This is a genomic window from Hyphobacterium marinum, from assembly GCF_036330325.1.
Lineage (GTDB): Bacteria > Pseudomonadota > Alphaproteobacteria > Caulobacterales > Maricaulaceae > Hyphobacterium > Hyphobacterium marinum.
This window is the reverse complement of record NZ_JAZDRO010000002.1, coordinates 442,591-463,749: the sequence shown is the minus strand read 5'-3', so window position 1 is coordinate 463,749 and position 21,159 is coordinate 442,591. Positions and strand designations below refer to the sequence as shown.

Annotated in this window: 16 protein-coding genes; 3 read left to right on the top strand and 13 right to left on the bottom strand. The window is 61.2% G+C overall.

Going from position 1 to position 21,159, the window contains the following annotated elements:
• Position 1: 1 nt before the first annotated feature.
• Positions 2-1,522 (top strand): phosphomannomutase/phosphoglucomutase, encoded by a 1,521-nt coding sequence (locus tag V0U35_RS07315; RefSeq protein ID WP_330196028.1) that lies wholly within the window; start codon positions 2-4, stop codon positions 1,520-1,522.
• Here V0U35_RS07315 and V0U35_RS07310 read toward each other — a convergent pair whose 3' ends face one another.
• Positions 1,523-1,843, bottom strand: coding sequence for a 2Fe-2S iron-sulfur cluster-binding protein (locus tag V0U35_RS07310; protein ID WP_330196027.1), 321 nt, complete (start codon positions 1,841-1,843; stop codon positions 1,523-1,525).
• Positions 1,844-1,933: 90 nt separating this feature from the next.
• Positions 1,934-3,304 carry a phosphoglucosamine mutase gene (gene glmM / locus V0U35_RS07305; RefSeq protein WP_330196026.1) on the bottom strand — a complete coding sequence of 457 codons (1,371 nt, stop codon included), beginning with the start codon at positions 3,302-3,304 and terminating at the stop codon, positions 1,934-1,936.
• 152 nt (positions 3,305-3,456) lie between these two features.
• Here glmM and glmS point away from each other — a divergent pair, with 152 nt between their 5' ends.
• Positions 3,457-5,277 (top strand): glutamine--fructose-6-phosphate transaminase (isomerizing), encoded by a 1,821-nt coding sequence (gene glmS / locus V0U35_RS07300; protein WP_330196025.1) that lies wholly within the window; start codon positions 3,457-3,459, stop codon positions 5,275-5,277.
• Positions 5,278-5,281: 4 nt separating this feature from the next.
• Here glmS and V0U35_RS07295 read toward each other — a convergent pair whose 3' ends face one another.
• The 8 genes from V0U35_RS07295 to V0U35_RS07260 all read right to left on the bottom strand — a co-directional run bounded on the left by V0U35_RS07295 (position 5,282) and on the right by V0U35_RS07260 (position 15,934).
• Positions 5,282-6,400: a glycosyltransferase family protein gene (locus tag V0U35_RS07295; RefSeq protein WP_330196024.1), complete on the bottom strand. Its 1,119-nt coding sequence runs from the start codon at positions 6,398-6,400 to the stop codon at positions 5,282-5,284.
• A gap of 57 nt (positions 6,401-6,457) precedes the next feature.
• Positions 6,458-7,798 (bottom strand): nucleotide sugar dehydrogenase, encoded by a 1,341-nt coding sequence (locus tag V0U35_RS07290; RefSeq protein WP_330196023.1) that lies wholly within the window; start codon positions 7,796-7,798, stop codon positions 6,458-6,460.
• 57 nt (positions 7,799-7,855) lie between these two features.
• Entirely contained in the window at positions 7,856-9,010 is a 1,155-nt protein-coding gene (locus tag V0U35_RS07285; RefSeq protein ID WP_330196022.1) for a DegT/DnrJ/EryC1/StrS family aminotransferase, read from the bottom strand.
• A gap of 128 nt (positions 9,011-9,138) precedes the next feature.
• Complete coding sequence (locus V0U35_RS07280; RefSeq protein WP_330196021.1) at positions 9,139-10,095, bottom strand: Gfo/Idh/MocA family protein; 957 nt, start codon at positions 10,093-10,095, stop codon at positions 9,139-9,141.
• Positions 10,096-10,209: 114 nt separating this feature from the next.
• Positions 10,210-12,156, bottom strand: coding sequence for a glycosyltransferase (locus tag V0U35_RS07275; protein ID WP_330196020.1), 1,947 nt, complete (start codon positions 12,154-12,156; stop codon positions 10,210-10,212).
• Positions 12,156-13,016 carry an NAD-dependent epimerase/dehydratase family protein gene (locus V0U35_RS07270; RefSeq protein ID WP_330196019.1) on the bottom strand — a complete coding sequence of 287 codons (861 nt, stop codon included), beginning with the start codon at positions 13,014-13,016 and terminating at the stop codon, positions 12,156-12,158. The genes V0U35_RS07275 and V0U35_RS07270 overlap by 1 nt, the downstream gene beginning before the upstream one ends.
• A 20-nt stretch (positions 13,017-13,036) precedes the next feature.
• A complete protein-coding gene (asnB, locus tag V0U35_RS07265; RefSeq protein ID WP_330196018.1) occupies positions 13,037-14,923 on the bottom strand; it encodes an asparagine synthase (glutamine-hydrolyzing) in 1,887 nt (628 codons plus the stop codon).
• A 15-nt stretch (positions 14,924-14,938) separates the two neighbouring features.
• Positions 14,939-15,934, bottom strand: coding sequence for an NAD-dependent epimerase/dehydratase family protein (locus tag V0U35_RS07260; protein WP_330196017.1), 996 nt, complete (start codon positions 15,932-15,934; stop codon positions 14,939-14,941).
• 282 nt (positions 15,935-16,216) lie between these two features.
• On the opposite strand from V0U35_RS07260, the gene V0U35_RS07255 reads away from it, so the two are divergent.
• Entirely contained in the window at positions 16,217-16,864 is a 648-nt protein-coding gene (locus V0U35_RS07255) for a hypothetical protein (RefSeq protein WP_330196016.1), read from the top strand.
• Positions 16,865-16,882: 18 nt separating this feature from the next.
• Here V0U35_RS07255 and V0U35_RS07250 read toward each other — a convergent pair whose 3' ends face one another.
• From V0U35_RS07250 to V0U35_RS07240, 3 genes are read right to left on the bottom strand one after another with little or no spacing between them, the layout of a single operon-like run.
• The gene (locus tag V0U35_RS07250; protein WP_330196015.1) at positions 16,883-18,406 is read right to left on the bottom strand and encodes a glycosyltransferase family protein; all 1,524 of its coding nucleotides are present in this window, start codon (positions 18,404-18,406) and stop codon (positions 16,883-16,885) included.
• Positions 18,403-20,001 (bottom strand): hypothetical protein, encoded by a 1,599-nt coding sequence (locus V0U35_RS07245; RefSeq protein ID WP_330196014.1) that lies wholly within the window; start codon positions 19,999-20,001, stop codon positions 18,403-18,405. The genes V0U35_RS07250 and V0U35_RS07245 overlap by 4 nt, the downstream gene beginning before the upstream one ends.
• Entirely contained in the window at positions 19,998-21,026 is a 1,029-nt protein-coding gene (locus V0U35_RS07240; protein WP_330196013.1) for a hypothetical protein, read from the bottom strand. Before V0U35_RS07240 ends, V0U35_RS07245 begins: the two co-directional genes overlap by 4 nt.
• Positions 21,027-21,159 lie beyond the last annotated feature (133 nt).

Sequence of the window (21,159 nt, the reverse complement as noted above, 5' to 3'; positions counted from 1 at the left end):
CATGACCGATACGCCGCGCGCGGACATCGCGCCGAACAGCTGGGAATTCGAGACGCAAGCCCTCGTCAAACCGACCGGCTTTCGCGAATACGATGCGCGCTGGTGGTTCGGCACGCCGGGATCGGACAAGGCCCCCGAGCTCAATCTCTATGGCGTTCAGGCGCTGGGCCTGGGGCTGGGCACGTTGATCCACGAGCTGGGCATCGAGCCGAAAATCGTCGTCGGTCACGACTTCCGGTCCTATTCGCTCAGCGTGAAACAGGCGCTCGAAGTCGGCCTGATGACGGCAGGCATCGAGGTTCACGATATCGGCCTCGCTCTGTCACCGACCGCCTATTTCGCCCAGTTCGATCTGGATATTCCGTGCGTCGCCATGGTCACGGCCAGCCACAACAATAATGGCTGGACCGGTGTGAAGATGGGCGTGGAGCCGCCCCTGACGTTCGGACCGGACGAGATGGGCCGTCTGAAGACCATCGTGCTCGACGGTCTGGGCCAGGCCCGCGACGGCGGTGGTTATGTTCGTGAAACCGGCGTCGCGGAGCGGTATCTCGCTGATCTCGCCTCGGGCACCAGGTTGACCCGCAAGCTGCGCGTCGTCGCGGCCTGCGGTAATGGCACGGCCGGAGCGTTCGCGCCAAAGGCGCTGGAAGCCATGGGCGCGGAGGTGATTCCGCTCGATTGCGAGCTGGACCACTCCTTCCCGCGCTACAATCCGAACCCGGAAGACATGAAAATGCTTCACGCCGTGCGCGATGCGGTCCTGGAGCACAAGGCCGATATCGGTCTGGCCTTTGATGGCGATGGCGACCGCTGCGGCGTTGTCGACAATGAGGGCGAGGAGATTTTCGCCGACAAGGTCGGCCTGATGCTGGCGCGCGATCTGTCGGCCATCTACCCGTCAGCGACCTTCGTCGTCGACGTGAAGTCGACCGGGCTATTCCTCACCGATCCGGTGCTGAAGGAAAACGGGGCCAAGACGATCTACTGGAAGACCGGCCACTCCTACATCAAGCGCAAGTCGAAAGAGGCGGGCGCGCTCGCCGGTTTCGAGAAGTCCGGCCATTTCTTCATGCAACCGCCCGTGGGCCGGGGCTATGACGATGGCCTGGTTGCCGGGCGCGCCGTGCTGGAAATGCTGGATCGCAATCCGGACAAGACGATGGCCGACCTGCGCCGCGCGCTTCCGGAAAGCTTCTCGTCGCCAACCATGTCGCCGAAATGTACCGACGAGGAGAAATACGCCGTCGTCGACAAGATCGCCGCAGAGTATGCGACCGTCGCCGAGAGTGGCCAAACCATTGCTGGGCGAAAGATCGCCGAGACGATCACCGTCAATGGTGTCCGCTTCATTCTGGAAGATGGGGCGTGGGGCCTGGTGCGGGCGTCATCGAACACGCCCAATCTCGTGATCGTGGTGGAAAGCCCGAATTCAGCCGAGGACATGAAGGCGATCTTCGCCGATATCGAGGCCCGGCTGGCCAGACATCCCGAAGTCGGCGAGTTCGATCAGAAAATCTGATCAGCCCTGGTATTCCGGCGTGCGGACGATCAAACCGTCGAGATCGGCGGTCACCTTGATCTGGCAGGACAGGCGCGAATTGTCTTCCACGCCATCGGCGAAATCGAGCATGGATTCCTCCATGGCCGACCGCGTGCCGGTCTTTTCCCGCCAGGCCTCATCGACATAGACGTGGCAGGTGGCGCAGGCGCATGCTCCGCCGCAATCGGCATCGATTCCGGGGATAAGATTGCGCACAGCGCCTTCCATGACCGAGAGCCCGTCGGCAACTTCGACCTGATGCTCGGTCCCGTCGTGTTCGATATAGGTAATCTTGGCCATGTCTCTCATCGGGTAGGGGAAATTGCGCGGTAAGCCCGTGAGAACAGGCTTACGCGCTCAAAGTCAAGAATGCGGGGCCGTTGCGGCGGCTTATTTGGCCAGCGCGGGCGTGTCGGCAGCCGCAGCAGCGCGTTCCACGACGCCCGCCACGTCATCGGCAACGCGCGTGATCAGGTCCGCATCCTCGCCTTCGGTCATCACGCGGATGACAGGCTCGGTACCCGACGGCCGGACCAGCAGGCGGCCTTTGCCATTGAGCGCACGAGTGGCCTCGGTGATCGCGGCCTGGACCGCTTCTGATCCCATGGGCGATGCTGCGCTGAAACGGACATTGCGCTGGGCCTGAGGGGCCGGCTTGTAGAGAGACATGATTTCGCTCACCGGGCGGTCGCGCGTGACACGCGAGGCGAGAACCTGCAGCGCGGCCACGATGCCGTCGCCGGTCATCGAATGCTCGGTCAGGATGATGTGTCCCGACGGCTCTCCGCCGACATTGTAGCCGCCGGCGCGCATCTCGGCGACGACGTGGCGGTCACCAACCGGCGTACGGACCAGCTTGATCGACTTGGACTCGAGATACTGTTCGAAACCGAGATTGGACATGATCGTACCGACCAGCGTGTTGCTGGCCAGCGAGCCGTCGGCGGCCTTGTCGGTCGCGATGCGGGCAAGGATCTGGTCGCCGTCAACGACCTCGCCGCGCTCATTGACAATAATGACGCGGTCGCCATCCCCGTCCAGCGCAATGCCGATATCGGCACCGGTTTCCTTGACCTTGTCGATCAGGGCCTGGGGCTTGGTTGAACCGCAGTCGAGATTGATGTTGAGCCCGTTCGGGTTGACCCCGATCGTGGTGATGTCAGCGCCGAGCTCCCACAGCAATTCAGGGGCAACGCGATAGGCCGCACCATTGGCGCAGTCGATCACGACCTTCAGCCCGTCAAGGCGCAGGCCGCGCGGGAAGGAGGATTTGACCACTTCAACATAGCGGCCCTTGGCGTCCTCGAAATGACGCAGCCGGCCAATGCCGGCGGCGTCCACCGCCATGTCCGCATTGCGGTCGTCCATCAGCTTTTCGAGCGAGAGTTCGGCGTCGTCGGGCAGTTTGAATCCGTCCGGGCCGAACAGCTTGATGCCATTGTCTTCAAAACCATTGTGCGACGCCGTGATCATCACGCCGAGATCGGCGCGCATGGACCGGGTCAGCAGGGCCACGGCCGGCGTCGGGCAGGGACCCAGGCTGCGGACATTCATGCCCGCCGCCGTGAAGCCCGCAACAAGCGCGGACTCGATCATGTAGCAGGACCGCCGTGTGTCCTTGCCCAGGACAACGGAATGGCGGTGTTCACCGCGGCGAAAATAGGTCCCGGCCGCCATTCCGAGGCGGACCGCGACGTCCGGAGTCATCGGATTTACGTTGGCACGGCCCCGGATTCCGTCCGTTCCAAAATAACGCTTCATTACACCCCCCAATGCGGATAAGACGCCGCTGGCTCAGGCGTTGCAGGGAACGCGCCAAGCGATAGCCTTTCCTGTGGATATCGTTTACATCCGCGGGAGACGGACGTCCATCACCCGAAATGATTATCCTCAATGGGGTTAACGGCAGAAACATGTGTGGAATCATTGGAATTGCGGGCACCGGCCCGACGTCGGAGCGGCTGATCGAGGGCCTGCGCCGGCTGGAATACCGCGGTTATGACTCGGCGGGTATCGCGGTCGTTGCGGGGGACGGCATCGAACGCCGCCGGGCGGAAGGTAAGCTCAAGAATCTCGAGCAGGTTCAACGGGATGACCCTATTGACGGCGTAACGGGGATTGCCCACACGCGCTGGGCTACTCACGGTCGTCCGACGACAGACAATGCGCATCCGCATACGGCAGGTGTGGTGGCAATTGTCCACAACGGCATCATCGAGAATTTCAAGGAATTGCGCAACGCGCTCGAAAGCGCGGGATGTGTATTTGTGACCGAGACGGATTCCGAGGTCATCGCCCACCTGGTCCAGGCCAAACTCAAGATCGGCATGGATGCCCAGTCGGCGTTTGGCGAGGCCATCCGTGAATTGCGCGGGGCTTTCGCCGTCGCTGCAATCATGGCCGACCTGCCCGACCACGTTTTCGCCGCGCGCAAGGGCAGCCCCCTGGCCGTGGGCATCACCGAGGATGAAACCTTTGTCGGGTCCGACTCCATGGCGCTCGCCCCGTTTACGCGGAAGGTGATCTATCTCGAAGAGGGTGACTGGTGTGTCGCCACGCCCGGCGAGGTCCGCATTTTCAACGAGGCGGGCGAGGCCGCGAACCGGGAGATCACGATCTCCAGCGCCACCGCTGATCTGGTCGACAAGGCCGGCCGCCGCCACTTCATGGAAAAGGAAATCCACGAACAGCCTGAATCCGTGGCCCGGACCCTGTCGCAATATATCAGCGCGGTGGACGAGGGCTTCACCTTCCCCGCTGGCGAGCTCGGCCTGAAGAATGCCGACCGCCTGATCGCGGTCGCCTGCGGCACGGCGTTTTATGCCGGCGCGACAGCGAAATACTGGTTCGAGCGCTATGCGCGCCTGGCGGTCGAAGTCGATATCGCGTCGGAGTTCCGCTACCGCCAGCCGGCCCTGCCGCAGAATGGCGCGGCGCTTTTCGTATCCCAGTCCGGCGAGACCGCCGATACGCTGGCCGCCTTGCGCCACTGCAAGGAAAACGGCGTCCGCACCATCGGTGTGGTCAACGTTCCTGAGTCCTCCATTGCCCGTGAAGCCGACGTTCACCTGCGCACGCTGGCGGGTCCGGAAATCGGTGTGGCCTCGACCAAGGCCTATACCGCCCAGCTCTCCGCGTTGGCCTGCATTGCGCTGGCGGCCGGGGCGAGCCGCGGCGTGATGACCGCCGAAGAGACGGCCGACAAGGTTCGCCACCTCCTCGAAATCCCGCGTCTCATTAATGAGGTGATGCAGGTCGAGCCGAAGATCGAGGAACTGGCCCGGGCGCTGACCCGGCACAAGGACGTGCTCTATCTCGGCCGGGGACAATTCTTCCCGCTAGCCATGGAAGGCGCGCTGAAGCTGAAGGAAATCGCCTATATCCACGCGGAAGGTTATGCTGCCGGTGAGCTGAAGCACGGCCCCATTGCCCTCATCGAGGAAGGCACGCCGGTTATCGTCACCGCGCCCTGGGATGAGCTGTTCGAAAAGACAATTTCCAACGTTCAGGAAGTGGCTGCCCGCGGAGCAGACGTGACGCTGATCACCGACGCCAAGGGGGCGGGACTGGCCGGAGACGGATACAATGTCGTCGTGATGCCTACCTGCGATCCGATTGCCCAGCCCATCGTTGCGGCGATCCCGCTGCAGTTGCTCGCCTATCACACGGCGGTCTTCATGGGCACGGATGTCGACCAACCGCGCAATCTCGCCAAGTCGGTGACGGTCGAATAGGCCGTTAGCCGTTCAACGCGTTCAGCGTATCGATCACCCCGGCCATGGCCATGACGTGGTCGGTCGCGTCCGGTTCCCGCCGGTCCTGCCGGCCGGGACGGACCGCCAGTAGCCGCTCGGCGTCGGGCCGGTCGTCGCGATCAATCGCCGGCCGCCAAGGGCCATCACCAACCGGGATGATGGCCGCGCCCGACGCCCTGTATTCGGCGTATTTGCCCGGTGGGACCGGCGCATTGGGAGCCGCAGCGACCAGGAGCGCATCCGCCCCGGCCTGCATCGCGAGAGCTGTCTCCAGAGGCACCACGCCATGAAGGATTATCGCGTCACTGGCTGGTGAGGCTTCGATGCGCGCGGCTTCGTCCTCGCGCAGCCGCCCGGCGAGATGCAGGCGCAACTCCGGTTTCCGGGCATGGGCGGCCTCGAAGGCGGTCAGCAGAGGGTCTATCGAGACGTCCGGGTCCGACATCTTGAAGCTGCCGGTGTGCACCAGGTGCGGTCCGGGGCCCTCGAAAGCGTAGGGCTCGGCGGCGGGCATGACGAAATGGGCCAGCACGCCGGTTTTCGCGTGCGGTGCATAACCGGCATATTCCTTGGCAATCAGGTCATTGACCGCAAAGACGGCGCTGGCGCGGGCCAGCATCGCGCGCGCCTGGCGCGCCTCGATCGCCCGCCGGACCGGATTGTCCCGCTGCTTGCGGAAGGGCCGCACCAGCCAGTGGTCGCGGGCATCAACCGCCCATCGCGCATCCGGCCAGTGTTTCAACAGCAGCGGCCCGGCAGCATGAACCGACTCTGGCGGGCTGGTGGTAATGATCCAGTCGGGCGTGAACGGGCAGGTCTCACTGGCCAGGCGTGCAGCGCGGCGCGTCCAGCGGATATCCGGATCAGGCCAGAGCAGGAGGTTGCGGGCATGATCGCGCAGGCCCGGCTTGCCGGGCAGTGCGGTGGAGGGATCGCGGAAGGCGTGGGGCTCGGCTGACCCGGTTAGGTCAGCGGGGATATCCGGCGCGACGGTAAAGACCTCAACGCCGTTTGCTTCCAGCCCCTTGGCCCAGAGATAGGGCCGCCGCGCCCCGCCGGTGACGGCAGGCGGGAAATGGCGCGCGATGAGCAAAACCCTCATGGGCGGCATGAATAGACCGGTTGGGGGGCGGTTGTCGCGCCCCCCGTCAATCCGGTGTTACGCCTTGACGATTTTCTCGCCGTATTCGGAGGCGTGCATGTGGCAGGCATTGCGGGTGTCGACCACGAACGGCACGCTTTCGAGCAGCACGTGATAATCGACATTGTCGTGGTCGGTGGCGACCAGCGCGGCGTCGTAGCCTTTCAGCACGTCCGGCGTCCAGTCGACCGACTTGCGCCCGGCATATTCGGGGTGGTCGCGGTCATAGGGGACGACCGGGATATAGGGGTCGTAGAAATCGACCTTGGCACCACGCGCCTCGAGCATTTCCACCAGCGTCAGCGACGGGCTTTCGCGCATGTCATCGACGTTTTTCTTGTAGGCGAGGCCGACAAGCAGGACTTTTGCGCCCTTGATGGATTTCTCCAGGCGGTTGGACAACTCGGCGGCGACCGCGTCCACGACCATGCCCGGCATGTTGGCGTTGATCTCGCCGGACAGCTCGATGAAGCGGGTCGTCATGCCGAATTCACGCGCCTTCCAGGACAGGTAGAAGGGGTCAATCGGGATGCAGTGTCCACCAAGGCCCGGGCCCGGGTAGAAGGCCATGAAGCCGAACGGCTTGGTGTCAGCCGCGCGGATCACTTCCCACACGTCAATATCCATCGCGCCGTAGATCGTCTTCAGCTCGTTGACGAGCGCGATGTTGACGGCACGGAAGATGTTCTCGGTCAGCTTGACCGCCTCGGCGGTGCGCACATCGCTGACCGGGACGACCTGGGGCACGATGGCCGAGTAGATCGCGACGGCCATACGGCTTTCCGCGGCGGTGTCGGCACCCACGACTTTCGGGATCGTCGAGGTTTCAAACTTCGGATTGCCCGGATCTTCGCGTTCCGGGCTGTAGGCGATGGCGAAATTCTCGCCGGCCTTCAGTCCGCTCAGCTTCTCCAGGATTGGCTGCATAACTTCGTCGGACGTGCCCGGATAGGTTGTCGACTCCAGGATCACGATCTGGCCTTCGCGCAGGCGCTTGCCGATTTCCTCGGTCGAGGAGACGACATAGGACAGGTCGGGATCGCGGTGCTTGTCGAGTGGCGTCGGCACGCAGATCAGGATGGCATCCGGCTCGTTGAGGCGATCAAGATCGGTGGTCGCCTCAAAGCGGCCGGTTTCCCGCATCACGGCTACGGAATTGTCCGAGATGTGCTTGATGTAGGACTTGCCGGCGTTCAGCTTTTCGACCTTGTCCTCGCTGACATCGAACCCGATGACGTGGAACCCCTGGCGGCAATAGGCCTGGGCGAGCGGCAGGCCGACATAGCCCAGCCCCATAACGCCAACGACCAGGGTCCGGTCGGCCGCTTTCTTCTCGAAAGCGTCCGCGAGTTTGATCATGGCGGGGGTGTCCGCCTTGGGATGCGCAATCATGTTCGTGTCCTTGGAGGTCATGCCTTATCCGTTAAAGCTGCGCACAGCGGCGATAACGCGGTCCTGGGTGTCTTCGTCGAGATAGGGGTGCATAGGCAGCGAGATCACGCGCTCGGCTTTCGCTTCCGAGACCGGCAGGCCGCCCGGGCCGACCGGATAGACGCTGTAGATGTCCTGCTTGTGGATCGGGATCGGGTAATAGACCGCCGACGGGATGCCCTGCGCCTTCAGGTGCGCGGCCAGACCGGCGCGGTCGTCGTGTTCGATCGTGTACTGCGCCCAGACCGAGACGCCGCCGTCAATCATTGCCGGGACGGACGCGACATGGTCGGCCAGATGTTGGTTGTAACGCGACGCAACGCGATTGCGGGCCTCGATCTCGTCGGCAAAGATCGCCAGCTTCTCGATCAGGATCGCGGCCTGGATGGTGTCGAGGCGCGAATTCACGCCGATCCGCGTGTTCAGGTATTTCGGGTCGTGTTCGAAGGAGCGGCCTTCGACATCGCTCTTGGTCGCCTTGCCGTGGACGTGCAGCGAATCCATGATTTCGTGCAGCTCGGCATCATTGGTCAGTACCGCACCGCCATCGCCATAGCAGCCCAGCGGCTTGGCCGGGAAGAAGGAGGTGGTGACCGCGTCGGCCCACTCACTCGGATGCTTGCCGCCCAGCGTGCAGCCGAACCCTTGCGCGGAGTCGGCGATGAGCTTCAGCCCGTGCTTCTTCGCGATGGCCGAGATTTCCGGGTAGTTGGCCGGCTGGCCGAACAGGTCGACCGCGATCACAGCCTTCGGCGTGAGCTTGCCTTCCGCCTTGATCATTTCGATCGCGGCCTCGAGATGGGCCGGGTCCATGTTGTAGGTCGCCGGGTCGATGTCGACGAAGACCGGCGATGCGCCGACGAGCGGGACAACTTCGCCGGTCGCGGCAAAGGTGAAGGACGGGCAGAACACGGCGTCGCCGGCCTTCACGCCCCACGCCATCAGCGGCAGGACGAGGGCGTCGGTGCCGTTGCCGCAGCCGAGCGCGTGCTTCGCGCCGGAAAAGGCCGCGAGCTGGTCTTCGAAGGCCGAGACCTCCGGACCGTTGATGTATTTTCCTTCGGCGACGACTTTGAGAACCGCTGCGTCGATTTTGTCGGCGATGCGGGCGCGCTGGGCCTGGAGGTCGATGAACTGCATGGGTGTCGGGTCCTGTTGTCTGTCCGCTCGGTTTGGCGGGGTTTTGCCCGCGTTGTGTGCATCGTTTGTGACGGTTGCGCTAGAAAAGGCAGATCACAGATGATGTCAAAGGATTTGCGTGTGTGATTTCAGTCTTTTGACGCTTTCAGAAGAACATCGAGCACGCGCAGTGCCTCGTCCGCATCGGTCAGGGCAGGGTGATCGCCTGCACAGGCCGACAGGAAGTGCGCACATTCGGTCTTCAGCGGCTCGTCATCGCCATAAGGGATCGGCTCGGCGTCGGCCTTGGACGGCGCTGGCTCGCGGCCCGATGTATCGATCGAGTGGCGGTAGAGACGCAGCTTCTGGGCCGGATCGTTCTGGGAATCCTCGAACACGGCCATGCCGGTTTCGCCGACGACGATCAGGCGATGTTCCTTGAACGGATGCAGCCAGCTGGCAAAGACGTGGGCGCGGCCGCCGCCCGGGAAGGTCATGTCGAGCCGGCACTCGTCTTCGATGCCGTCGGTCACGAAAGCCCCGCCCGTGCCGGTCACGGTATCCGGCGCCTCACCGAACAGGGCGAGCAGCATCGACACGTCGTGCGGCGCAAAGCTCCACAGCGCGTTTTCCTCGACCCGGAACTTGCCGAGCGAGCAGCGGTGCGAATAGGCGTAGCGCAGCTTGCCGAGACCGCCGCCCAGGACGAATTCGCGCAATGCGACGAAAGCCGGGTGGTATTGCAGCAGGTGGCCGACCATCAGGACCTTGCCGGCTTTCTCGCCCGCGGCCTTCATGCGGTTGCCTTCTTCCATGGTCATGGAAATCGGCTTTTCCACGAAGACGTGCTTGCCTGCTTCGAACGCCTTGACCGCAAGATCGGCATGAAGCTCGGCCGGGGCCGCGATCACCACTGCGTCGACGTCATCGCTGGCAATGGCTTCATCGAAACTGAGCGCCTTGACCGAATACTGGTCAGCGAACTGTTTCGCGACCTCGGCACGCGGGTCGACCACGGCAGTCAGCGCACCCAGTTCAGCGAAATTCCGGACGTGGTTCTTGCCCCAGTGCCCGCAGCCGACAACCGCTACCTTGACGTCGCTCATGAACAATTTCTCCGCTTGAAACCCGGCGTTGCAGATTGTGCGCCGCAGCATAAGCGGCTTGTCTTGGGCGCGCGTATATAGGCTCCTGCCTTCGGGGTAAAGCGTACTCGCCCCTCAGGCGGATCGCGCTTCCACAGACAATGTCTTCAGGCTCTCGGGCAAGACAAGGTTGAACGCTTTTTCCAGAACGGCGACTTCGCGGCCCGAGGCTGGACGAAGCGCGCAGAAGACCGCTGAGGCAGCGGCCTGTGGGGCGTATCGGGAGATCTTCGACAGGGCTGACAGGTGGAAATATTCGTCCGATGAAGACCGGAAGAAGGCCTGCTTGTCCTCGACACTCCACGCAAACAGCGTGCTGTGCCCGAACAGCTTGATCGGCCAGCGCCGTGACAGGTCGAGCCGGATGCCGCCGTCCAGCCCCCTGGAAATCGCTGCTTCGATCTTGCGCGCGTCCTTCGCGGCCATTTTTACCGTATGCCCGGCCGCCGGCACGCCCGGGTCGGCGGGCTCGCCGATCAAGGCAAGAAAGTCGTCCTCAAGGACGGGGCGGACGTGAAAGCCTTCACCATAGGGAGCTGCTCCCGACTGAGCGGCCTTGACCAGGCCCAGCAGTAGAATGGACTTCAGCACCTCGGGGAACAAAATTGTCTGAAGCGCGCGTTGTTCGGGATTGCGGGCCCATTGGGCGACCAGTTCTCGGAAGTCGGGGATGGCGGACGCCATGCGCAATGCGGCCCGGCCCTTGGCCAACTTCATAAGCGGGTCGCCGCCGGTCTGGCGCAGGATCGGTCCAACGACCGGCGTATGGGACAGGACATGGCTCTTCAGGGTTTCGCGGCGCAAGCGTTGACCTTCGCCCGTCCGTATATGGGCGTGCCCCATACGGCCAAAAAACAGGACCTGGTTGAATTTTTCGGTCATCACCGCGTTAAAGGCCGCGATGTCGGGCCGGTCGCCATGCATCTTTGGTTTGGCATGGCGTTCAATAATGGTGTCGAAATCACGCACGAATTTCTCTGCGCTGAAATCGCCACTCTCGATGAGATGCGCATGGGCCCGGTCAGCAACCTCGCGGCAAAGCTTCCGATTCCGTATCTTCGCAGCAACTGCGTCTAGGTTGGAATAGTCGGGCGCGACCGGAATGTAATGCTCATCAGGTTTCAGATAGCCGCCATAATCGCCCTCGATCATGACCATGGTGGCCCCGGTCGCCGCATATTCGAAATGGCGCGGCGAGACCGTGTCGATCTTCATCTTGCCCTCATGGGGCTTGAGGATCTTTTTGTAGACTTCGTCGAATGTCGCATGCGGCTTCTCGGCGCGGTATTTCTGTTCCGCTTCGATCAGCGAACCGTCGAGATCAACAATGCTGGTTCCGCTCGGCGAGCCAAGCTGAACCCGAGTTGACCGCAAGAAGTCAAACCAATGCCGGCCGGAAAGACGGTCATCTTCCTGGTAGGAAATATTATGGGTGAAGCCCTCGCGCTCACACAGCGCGGTGAACTCCTCGGCAATTCGCAATTTGTGCTGACCGAGCAGCCCCATGTAGTAGATCGGCGCACGGCCTCGATAGCCGACATCCCAGCGCCGCGGACCGCGGGCCCGCAGGCCTGGCTTCATGAGTGCGTCGGTAACGTAGCCAGTCAGGTTTTGATGAACTTCCCGCAAGCTGGGGATCAGCTTCTTCGGATAGAATTGATCAAAATCGCGTTCCGCCGCGCAGGTGAACATGAGATTGATCCCCATCTCCCCCATGATGGCGTTGAACGTGCGCAGATACTGGAATTCGTCCTGAAGGAAGAGGACTTTCAGTGCCTTGATATCGTGGATCGCCTTGCGCTGAGCTTCGCTCAACGCAGGCAGCCAGAAATTATGGGTGAAGACGACTGCGTCGAACTTCGAAAAATCCATTTCCGGATCAAATTGATAGACGAAGTTGTGATAAAAACACCGGTGCCTGGAGTATCGGCCGAACATGCCGATGTGATCGAGAAACGACGGAACGCCGGAATTCCCGATCGAATTGAAAACCAGAATATCGAGTTGGCCACCCCGGCTCATCACACTGTCCCTTGCCCCCCAAGGGTCTGCTTCAGTCCGTCCCGGACTTTCGTCATTGTCTCAACGTCAAATCGTGATTTCAACCGGTCTGATGATGCCAGTATTCGTGGGCTCGCGACGGGGTTGATCTCGAACGCAACATCGCGACCGGTGAGTGTCCCGATGGCTTCGGCGAATGTTCGCAGATTTGTGGCTTCGGGCCCTTCGACATTGAACGTGCCTCGCCAGTCCTCAGCCACGGCGCTGGTGACAATGTTCGCAATGTCGCCCGCATAGAGCGGGGCAAACTCCAGCCCGTTTTCGCCTGCGAGCGTGACCGGTTGGCCAGTCTGGACTCGGTCAATCAGCCCCGGGACCATGCGTCCCGTCTGGCCGGGCCCATAGGGGAAGAAGAGCCGCAAGCGGCTGACGGCAAATAGGGTTTCATAGGCCCGGGTCAGAATTTCTGCGGCGAGTTTGGTCGTCCCGTTCAGGCTGGTCGGTGCGAGGGCGGCATCCTCGCCAAGTTTGCCCTCATAAGGCTCGTAAACCGAGCCGCTCGATATGAAACAGAACCGCTGGACCCGGTTTTCGGCGGCATGGTCCAGGAGTGACGCTGTCGAGGCGACATTGACCGCGAACGCGTCAGCCGCACCATCCGGAAAAGCCGTATAGTGACGCGACTGTGCGGCGTGAACGATGGCATCGACCTCCGGCATGTCCGCTGGCAGCGGACCGGCAAGGTCCCAGGTCACGGAAGGTCCGCCGTCTGGCAACTGGCTTCCTGGACGCACGGTACAGACGACGTCGTGGTCGCGGGCCAGGGCCGCGCGTATCCAGCCGCCAAGATACCCGGTCGCTCCGGTCAGAAGAATGCGCATTCGTGCCCCCTTCCTGCCTGTCAGCCCGCCGGTGGATGGACGAATTCGTCCATCCAGCTTTCAAGGCTGAGAAGTGACCAGATCAGGAGGCGCTTGTTCTCTGCGCCGCTCATGTGGGCATCCACGAGCGCGTGTACGGACTTTGCGTCCATAAACTCGTAAATGCGGCTTTTCGGATCGTCTACCACGCGGTTGACGTAGTCGATGCTCTCGCCCTTGAACCAGCTGGCATCCGGCGCGGAAAAGCCCTGTTTGACCGCATTTGCGACCTCGTCCGGAATGTAGCGGCTCATCAGTTTCCTGAGAATCAGCTTGCCGTCCTTGGTCTTCTGGAAGTGCTTGCGGGCCTTGCCGAGCTGGTTTTCGTCCTCGCGCACGACTTCGGTCAGATTGCCCAGCTTCATGTGTGTCGGCAGCCGCATGGCAAAATCGACGAGGTCGTTGTCGAGGAAGGGCACACGTGTTTCCAGCGAGTGGGCCATGGACAGCTTGTCCTCGACCACGAGGAGACCGTGCAGGAAGGTCCGCGCCTCGAAGTAGAGGGACTGGTTGATATAGTCCTCGGGACTGTCGAGTTCGTTCGGGCGGTTGGCGAAAACATCGCGGAAGATGTCGACCGGAGAAACATGTTTGACATCGTCCCAGACCGGATCGAGGACGCCGCGCAGCTGGTCCTTGTCGAGCAAGCGCTGCCAGAAACCGTAATATTTACCGACATAGTCGTCGAAATCGGAATTCACGACCGCGCGGTAATAGCGCCACGGATATCCCGCAAAGATTTCGTCGCCGCCCGCGCCTGACAGCACGACCTTGACGAACTTGCTGGCGAGCTGGGCGGCATAGAAATTCGGATAGCTTTGGCCGACGCGCGGCTCTTCCAGATGCCGCGCCAGGCGCGGCATGGCCCGCTCCATGTCGCCGGCTTTCAGGACCATCTCGTAGTGTTCGGTCTTGAACTTGTAGGACATCAGCTCGGCGGCGCGGCGTTCGTCGAAGGCAAGCTCGACGCCCGAGGCCGAATGCAGGTCAAAGCCGACCGTAAAGGTCCGCATATAGGGCAGAGTTTTCGCCGCGATCGCCGTGATGGATCCCGAATCCATGCCGCCGGAGAGGTAGGATCCGACATCGACATCGGCAACGAGCTGGCGGGTTACCGCCTGCCGGAAGAGATGATCGAGTTCTTCGAGATAGTCGTCTTCGCTGCGTGCTGTTTCAGGTTCTTCGAAGCAATAGTCCCAATAGCGCCTGACCGATGGTTTGCCGCCACCGGCGCGAACTGTCATCACCGAACCGGCTGGCAGCATGCGGACATCGCGGAAGATGGTCCGGTCGGTAAAGAAATTCTGGAAGGTCAGGTATTCGACGAGGCCTTCGGCGCACAGGTCCCCCTTCAGATGACCACCCGCGAGGATGGCCTTGATCTCCGAGCCGAAGGCGAAGAGGCGGTCATTGTTCACATAATAGAGCGGCTTGATGCCATAGCGGTCACGCGCGAGATGGAGGACGTTCTCCTTCCGGTCCCAGGCTGCGATGGCGAACATGCCGTTGAAGCGCGGCACGGCACCGGCCAGTCCCCATTCCGCAATGGCTTCGAGGACGACTTCAGTGTCGCCCGTGGTACGAAAGACATGGCCTTTCGCTTCAAGTTCCGCTCGGATCTCGGCGAAATTGTAGAGTTCGCCGTTATAGACCATCACATGCCGGCCATCAGCCGACACGATGGGCTGCAGGGATGCATCGCTTAGATCGAGAATGGCAAGACGCCGGTGCGCGAGCCCACACGCCCCTTCCACGACCTGGCCTTCGCCATCCGGGCCACGGTGCGCGATCGCATCGGACATGGCTTTGAGGACGGCCTTGTCCGCGCCCTCTCCGCTATAATTTATGTAGCCCGCAATCCCGCACATGGTGAATAACCGACGCTAGATCTGGGCCTTGCGCTGGCGGGCCTGGACTTCCTCGATGTGGGACGCCCGCCACTCGATGAGATGGCGCAGGCCGTCTTGCAGCGAAACCTCGGCTGTGAAACCAATCTCTTCGGACGCTTTCTTCGGGCAGCCAATGCGGTTGCGCACGAGCGTGGCCTGGCTGCGCTCCTTGTACTGGATCTCCTGGTTCGAGCCGGTCAGGTTTAGCAGCATCTCGGCCAGTTCCTTCAGCGTCGTGCGCTTGCCGGTGCCGACATTGTAGAATTGGTCGGTTGCGTCCGCCTTCATGGCGCAGACATTCGCGCGGCCGCAATCGCGCACGGCGACGAAGTCGAACGCCTCGCTGCCGTCGCCGAGAATGGTCGGGCCTTCACCGCGGTCGATCGCGTCGAGCATTTTCATGATTACGGCGATATAGGCCCCGCGATAATCCTGGCGCGGGCCATAGACGTTCATGTAGCGCATGCCGGTGTAATTCAGGCCGTAGCGGTGGTGATAGGCCCGGGCCATCGCTTCGCCGCATATCTTGGTCGCGCCATAGAAATTCTGATTGTTGAACGGGTGGTCTTCAGTCATCGGCTCGCTGACCGCATCGCCATAGACCGAGGCCGAGGACGACCAGACCAGGCGCGACACGCCGTTGCGCACGCAGGAATCGAGCACGTTGAACGTGCCTTTGACATTCACTTCGAATGCCGAGCGGGGATAGTCGTGACATTGCAGCAGCCACAGCGCGGCCAGGTGGAAGACGCCATCGGCATTCTTCAACGCGCTGTCGAGAATGTCGGTGTGCAGGATGTCGCCGCCAACTTCGTAGATCTTTACGCGCGGGTCTTTCAGAGCGTCGGCGAGATTCTCGTGGGTGCCGCGGACGAAATTGTCGTAGATCACGACTTCGCCGACATCCTCTTTGACGAGTTCGTCGACCACGTGCGAGCCGATGAGGCCGGCACCGCCGATCACAACGAGGCGTTTGCCGCGGATATCCATGCTGAATGCTCCCGAGTTTGGATGAAATGGCCGGTTTCAGCGGCCGGCAGGGTCGAGTGACTGAATTTGAAGCGGAATGTGTTTGTAGACCCTGCCGCTAACGCGGCTCAGGACATATCGCCCCAAGGCGGTACACGCAACCGATTCCGCAAATCTCGGAACAGCCGTACAGTACGGGCAAAATTGCCATAAATAGGTCACCATGTCCCCATTGATTGACCGCGCCGTATCTGGAAGATGATCGGCAGCGTTTCCCGTTCATAGATAGAGTGAAGGACTGATATGAGATTGCTTCTAGGCGCGGTTTTGGCGGGTGGCCTGCTTGCGGGTTGCGGACAGGAGAGTGGCGGCGATGGTCAGTCCCGGGCCTCCTCGGCGATTCCGGATTCGGTCACTGAAGCGGACATTGCCGACAATTCCGCTCGCTCGACTGCCGAACTCCAGCCTGGCCCCGATGCTGAAGACGAGGTGGGGTACGGCCTCAACCGCGGGCTGGCCACCGGCAGCGGGTTGAGAAGCGACGCCGAGAATTTCCTGATGTCCGGCGAAGGTGTCTCCGTCGAACGCAATGTGGATTCAGCCGATGGCGAAGTGCTGAACGCAGACCGCGTGTCGATGGATTATAATTCCTTCGTCGCGCTTTACCGCCAGGACGCACGGATAGAATCCGGGGCGCGGTTTACTGGACAGGCCACGCTGTGGACACAGCGCGGTACGACGGCCCAGGTGGTGTTGCAGCTTGCGGATTTCTGTTCGGCCAACGGACCGGATGTATCTGGCGAGACCGTCACCGTGGGCGAAGTACCTGAAACGTTTACCGTAAATCACACGTTTTCAGGTGAACACGACTGTGTCCTGTTGCGCATCACTAATGTCGAACCTGGCGGTGCCGACATCATGATGGCAGAGGTCGGGATCATCGAACGCTAGCCGGTCAGGTCGCCTTTTCTAAGCCTTCGCGGGGCGGTAGAGCGGAAATTTTCCGGCCTGGAGCCGGTCGTAAACCGTCTCGAACCGTTCCGCGCAGGCCTCCGCGCCGAACCATTTTTCAGCAAAGGCCCGGCTTGCTTCGCCGATGGTGCGCCGCTTCTCCGCATCGGTCGCCAGCATCTTGATGGCGTCGTAAACCGTATCCGGTGTTGCTTCCACAAGCGGGCAATCGGCAAGCGCTTTTGAAGGCGGTACGCCGTCCGGTTGCTTGCGCTCGATGTGGCAGATCGTCGGCAGGCCGAGCGCCATGGTTTCACGGGCTGTGGCTCCCCACCGACCGTATATCAGCTGGTCAACAATGATGTCGGCCTGAATCTGGTAAAAACGCATGTCTTTGGACGGCACGCCGGTCTTGAAGACGAGTTTCACCGGCAGGCCTTCAGACCGCAGCCGGTCAATGGCCTCAACGACGGCGGGCGTGCCCTTGATGTTGCGTTGTTCCTTCCTCGAGTCGCGCTCCGAATAGTTGCCGACAGCGTGGAAAACGAGGATTTCCCCCGGTTCCCGAGGCAGGCGCTCGATCCGATCAGGGATTTCCAGATCCGGACGCCATACATTCATGTCCAGACAGTAGGTGAGCGGATCGTAAAACGTATTCGGGGTCTGCCGCGACGTGTCCAAAGGCCAGTCGATCTCGAGTGCGTTGAGATCGAGCATGAGTTTGTACTTGTCGTTGACGAAACCATTCTTTTCGTCAGAACAGACCGAAGGATTGTTCTGCCAGACGCAATGGTTGCAGACTCCGCCCGTTCCGGCATTGAAGACGCTCTGGCGTTGTCCCGTCAGGCATCCGCTGATCGATTGTCCGATTTTCACGCCATGGGATTTCAATTCGAGGAAGTCCCAGGGCACGCCATTGCGCATATTGTTGTTGCAAAGCCCTTTTTCGAACAACGTCATGGCGTTGTCGCCATGGAAATGGACCATGTCGAAATTGGTCTTCACGGCCTCGAAAAGCTCACGTTGCAACTCCCGCCGGACCCATGGATCGTCGTCCCACAGGAGCAGGTCTTCGCCGTGATAGAAGGCATTGTTGGGGCTGCGGGGATTTTCGATGGACACCGAGTAGGCCCGCCAGCCGCGCTCGCGCAGCGCCCGTGCCAGATAATAAAAGTGATAATAGGCGTGGTGAATAAAGACCACCGACCGCCTGTCGTCGGCCTCTCCGCCCAGAAGCTCGGCAATGCGCCCTTTCAGGGGTGAACTGTAATTGGGGGCAGGGCGCTCCTGCACGGCTTTCGTGATCGGCCGATTGAGCGTTGCCTGAAGACCGTCATGCGTGCGGGCCCACCATCCCATCAGCTCGCGGGAGGACATTTCCTGCGGCAGGAGGTCGTAGGGCACAGGACGGATACCATCGCTGTAAAGCTTGGAGTATTCCAGAGCCAGCGCAGGCAGTCGCCAGGGCTCCTTCAGCCCCGCTTCCATCATCTTGAGGTCTTCGGGACGGCGCGGCGGGAGAGCGTCGGACGAATCTGTCATGTCGTGGCCTTGTCAGCCTGGTTCTTTGGGGACGGGGTCTTGCGTTTCCGCCGGGAAGTAGTCGCGGTTCTTGCCGTGGCGTCGGATCCGGCGGGTTCGAAGATGTATTCGCACATGTCCCACCAGGACAGGGAGCCGGTATTGGTAAAATACCGTTCGGGCGCGAGACTGCCGTACGCGAATTCCTCGAAAACACGTTCGAGGTCCTTGCGGGCTTCCGGATCATCCTCGGCATAGGCCATTAGCTCAGGAAGCATGGCGTAGACCGAACGGCGCTGTCCCTCGATCCCGCCTGCGAGCGGTGCGAACTGGGGCGACAGCGCGTAGGGGCGTGGCCAGTCGAGTGATTCTGCGGGAACGAAGAACTCTGTCTTGAGGAGGGAAATCACCGTCTTCAGGGCGGTTTCCATCGTGCCGCCGAAACGCTCTCTTGTCCGTCTGAAGGGATTGATGATCCCGAAATGCTCGTCGAGCAACTGCGCTTCGCCGCGTTCGCCCATGTCTGTAGCTTCAGGAATGAAATCAAGGACTTCATCCACGAAAGCCGAATAATCGAAGGCTTTTGACGCAATCAGCTTTTCGTAACAACTGTCGATCATCGACAAGCATGCGCTTTCGTTGCGCATCAGGTCGAAGACCTCGTCGAGGTTGGAAAAATCCTCGTCGAGCGGAATATAGTCCACATAGGGTTCCATCCCGCCGACATAGGTATCGCGGGTCAGGATTTGGCAGGTCCGCAATGCTGCAGATTCAAACAACCGGGGGCTGACACCCGCGAAGATATATTTTCCGTCGAGCCCTTCAAAACACTCTCGCTCAACGGTTTCGAAACTGGCGTTGGGATTGTCAGCCATGAACTCGGCAACCTTGACGCGGATCTCGCCGCGCGGATCGGCAAGGCTCGCGCCACCCTTCGAGCCAAGTGTAAATTTGCAATTGCCGAGGAATTGCAGCCACCGGCTGCCGAAGATGACGTCTTCAGAGCGGGTGGAGATGTCGACGTTGAAGCCTGCCTCTGCTGCCAGCTTGGCAAAACGCTCCGCAGACTGGCCCTTCTGCTGGCCATAGCGGCCGAAGACAGGCGGCAGATAGCGGACACGGGTTCCGACATCGATCGTCCGGTCGCGGAAGGGCTTCGAATAGCTTTCAAGTTCTTCGATCTGGGCATGATCGGTATATCCCGTCAGCCCTTCCCGGAACTGGGCCTTGCCCCAGTTCGTGGGATACAGGACATCCAGATTGTCCTGGATCGGCGAAAAGATGACGTCCGCGCGAATATCGCGGATCCATTCGTCAAGACTAATGTGATCGGTGTAGTCATCCTGGCAGATGGCGATCTTCACGGCGCTACTGTCGGCCAGGAAGGACCAGCGTTCCTTTTGCAAATCGTATATCGATGCACGATTGCTCAGGAAGCAGTAGTTGAGAATGATTCCGTCGAAGGGGAACGTTTTCAAGGCTTCCGTGATCGGGGCCTTGATGTTGTGGAAGACATACAGGTTTCCCGGACGGTATTTCGCATAATTGTAAACGTGGTCGCGATTGGTCCGCCGCGACCCTTTTGCCATGTCGTGAAGCACGAGGATCCGTTTCATCGCATAAGTCCGCCTTCATAGGAGGCAAGGGCTTCCTTGAGTAGCGTTCGCCAGTCCTCCTGGACGGACACGATCCGCTGGGCATCCGCCATGGCTTCGGCATTGGCGAGTCTGCGGTTGTAAACGGTCCTCATGCGGTGAAGATGAGCCATTGGGCTGCGCGTGTTCTGGCCAGTGGCGCTGAGTACGCCCCAGACGGAGGCCAGATAGGCTTCCGCCTGATCGACTCCTTCGAAATGACGGATATGGGCTTCCCGGAGTCGGGCGACCAGAAAAGCGTCAGGGGTCGAGACATCGCCTGAAATAGAATGGACGTCCGGCGCGATGGTCTTCAGCAAAGTCAGGTAGTGCCCAAGCGCGGAAAAATCGGAAGCCGTGATGGCCTCCGTGGCAAGACCAAAGAGACACATTCTCTGGTACACATTGTCGCTGAACCAGCGTCCCAGTGTGTCCGCGTCCGCAGCCTGGGGGGCGATCCCGCCTGTACCGCGCCAGCTGTAAAGCGTCCATTCCGCGCGGATATGTTCAGGCGTGCTCATCCAGTCGAAATTGGAGAGGCCGCTTTCGCATCCCAGGCAGGCGGCCAGGAAATTGTCCCCGTCGCTGCGCTCGTTGGCGTTTCGCGCGTGGCGGAAGATGCTCTTCCACAGCGGATGGTCGTAAGGGTTTTCCGTGGCGCGGAGCAGCGCTGCGGATTCCTGGTGCAACTCGGCAAGCTGGGCCCAGACCCGCATACCGTAAAGTAGCATCGCAGAATGATGTTTCAGGGAGACGTGTTCTTTCGGGTCCAGTTCCGCGAAAGCCGGGCCGCGCAATTCCGGATCGACATAATTGTAGTGATTTCGCTCGGCGACATTCCACGCCGTGTCGCGCATGGCCAAGGCCCCGAGGCTGTCTTTATAGGCAATCGGAGCAATATCGGCCGCGGCTTTGGGCTTGGCACGCCGCGCCATCTGTGCGCCTTGCGCCGCCGACTTTCGTCGTGCGGACTTGGCCCCGCGGACTGAAGATTGTTGCCCGGTCATGTCTGCCTTTCCCGCATGTGCGAACGTGCGCGAATGGGTTCTACAGTGGCCCCAACCGGCGAAGCAACCGCTTTGTTGGCGCTGGTTGCAGGTGCTCCGGCTTTGGGATACGACGCGGTTCAGGAGGCCCCCA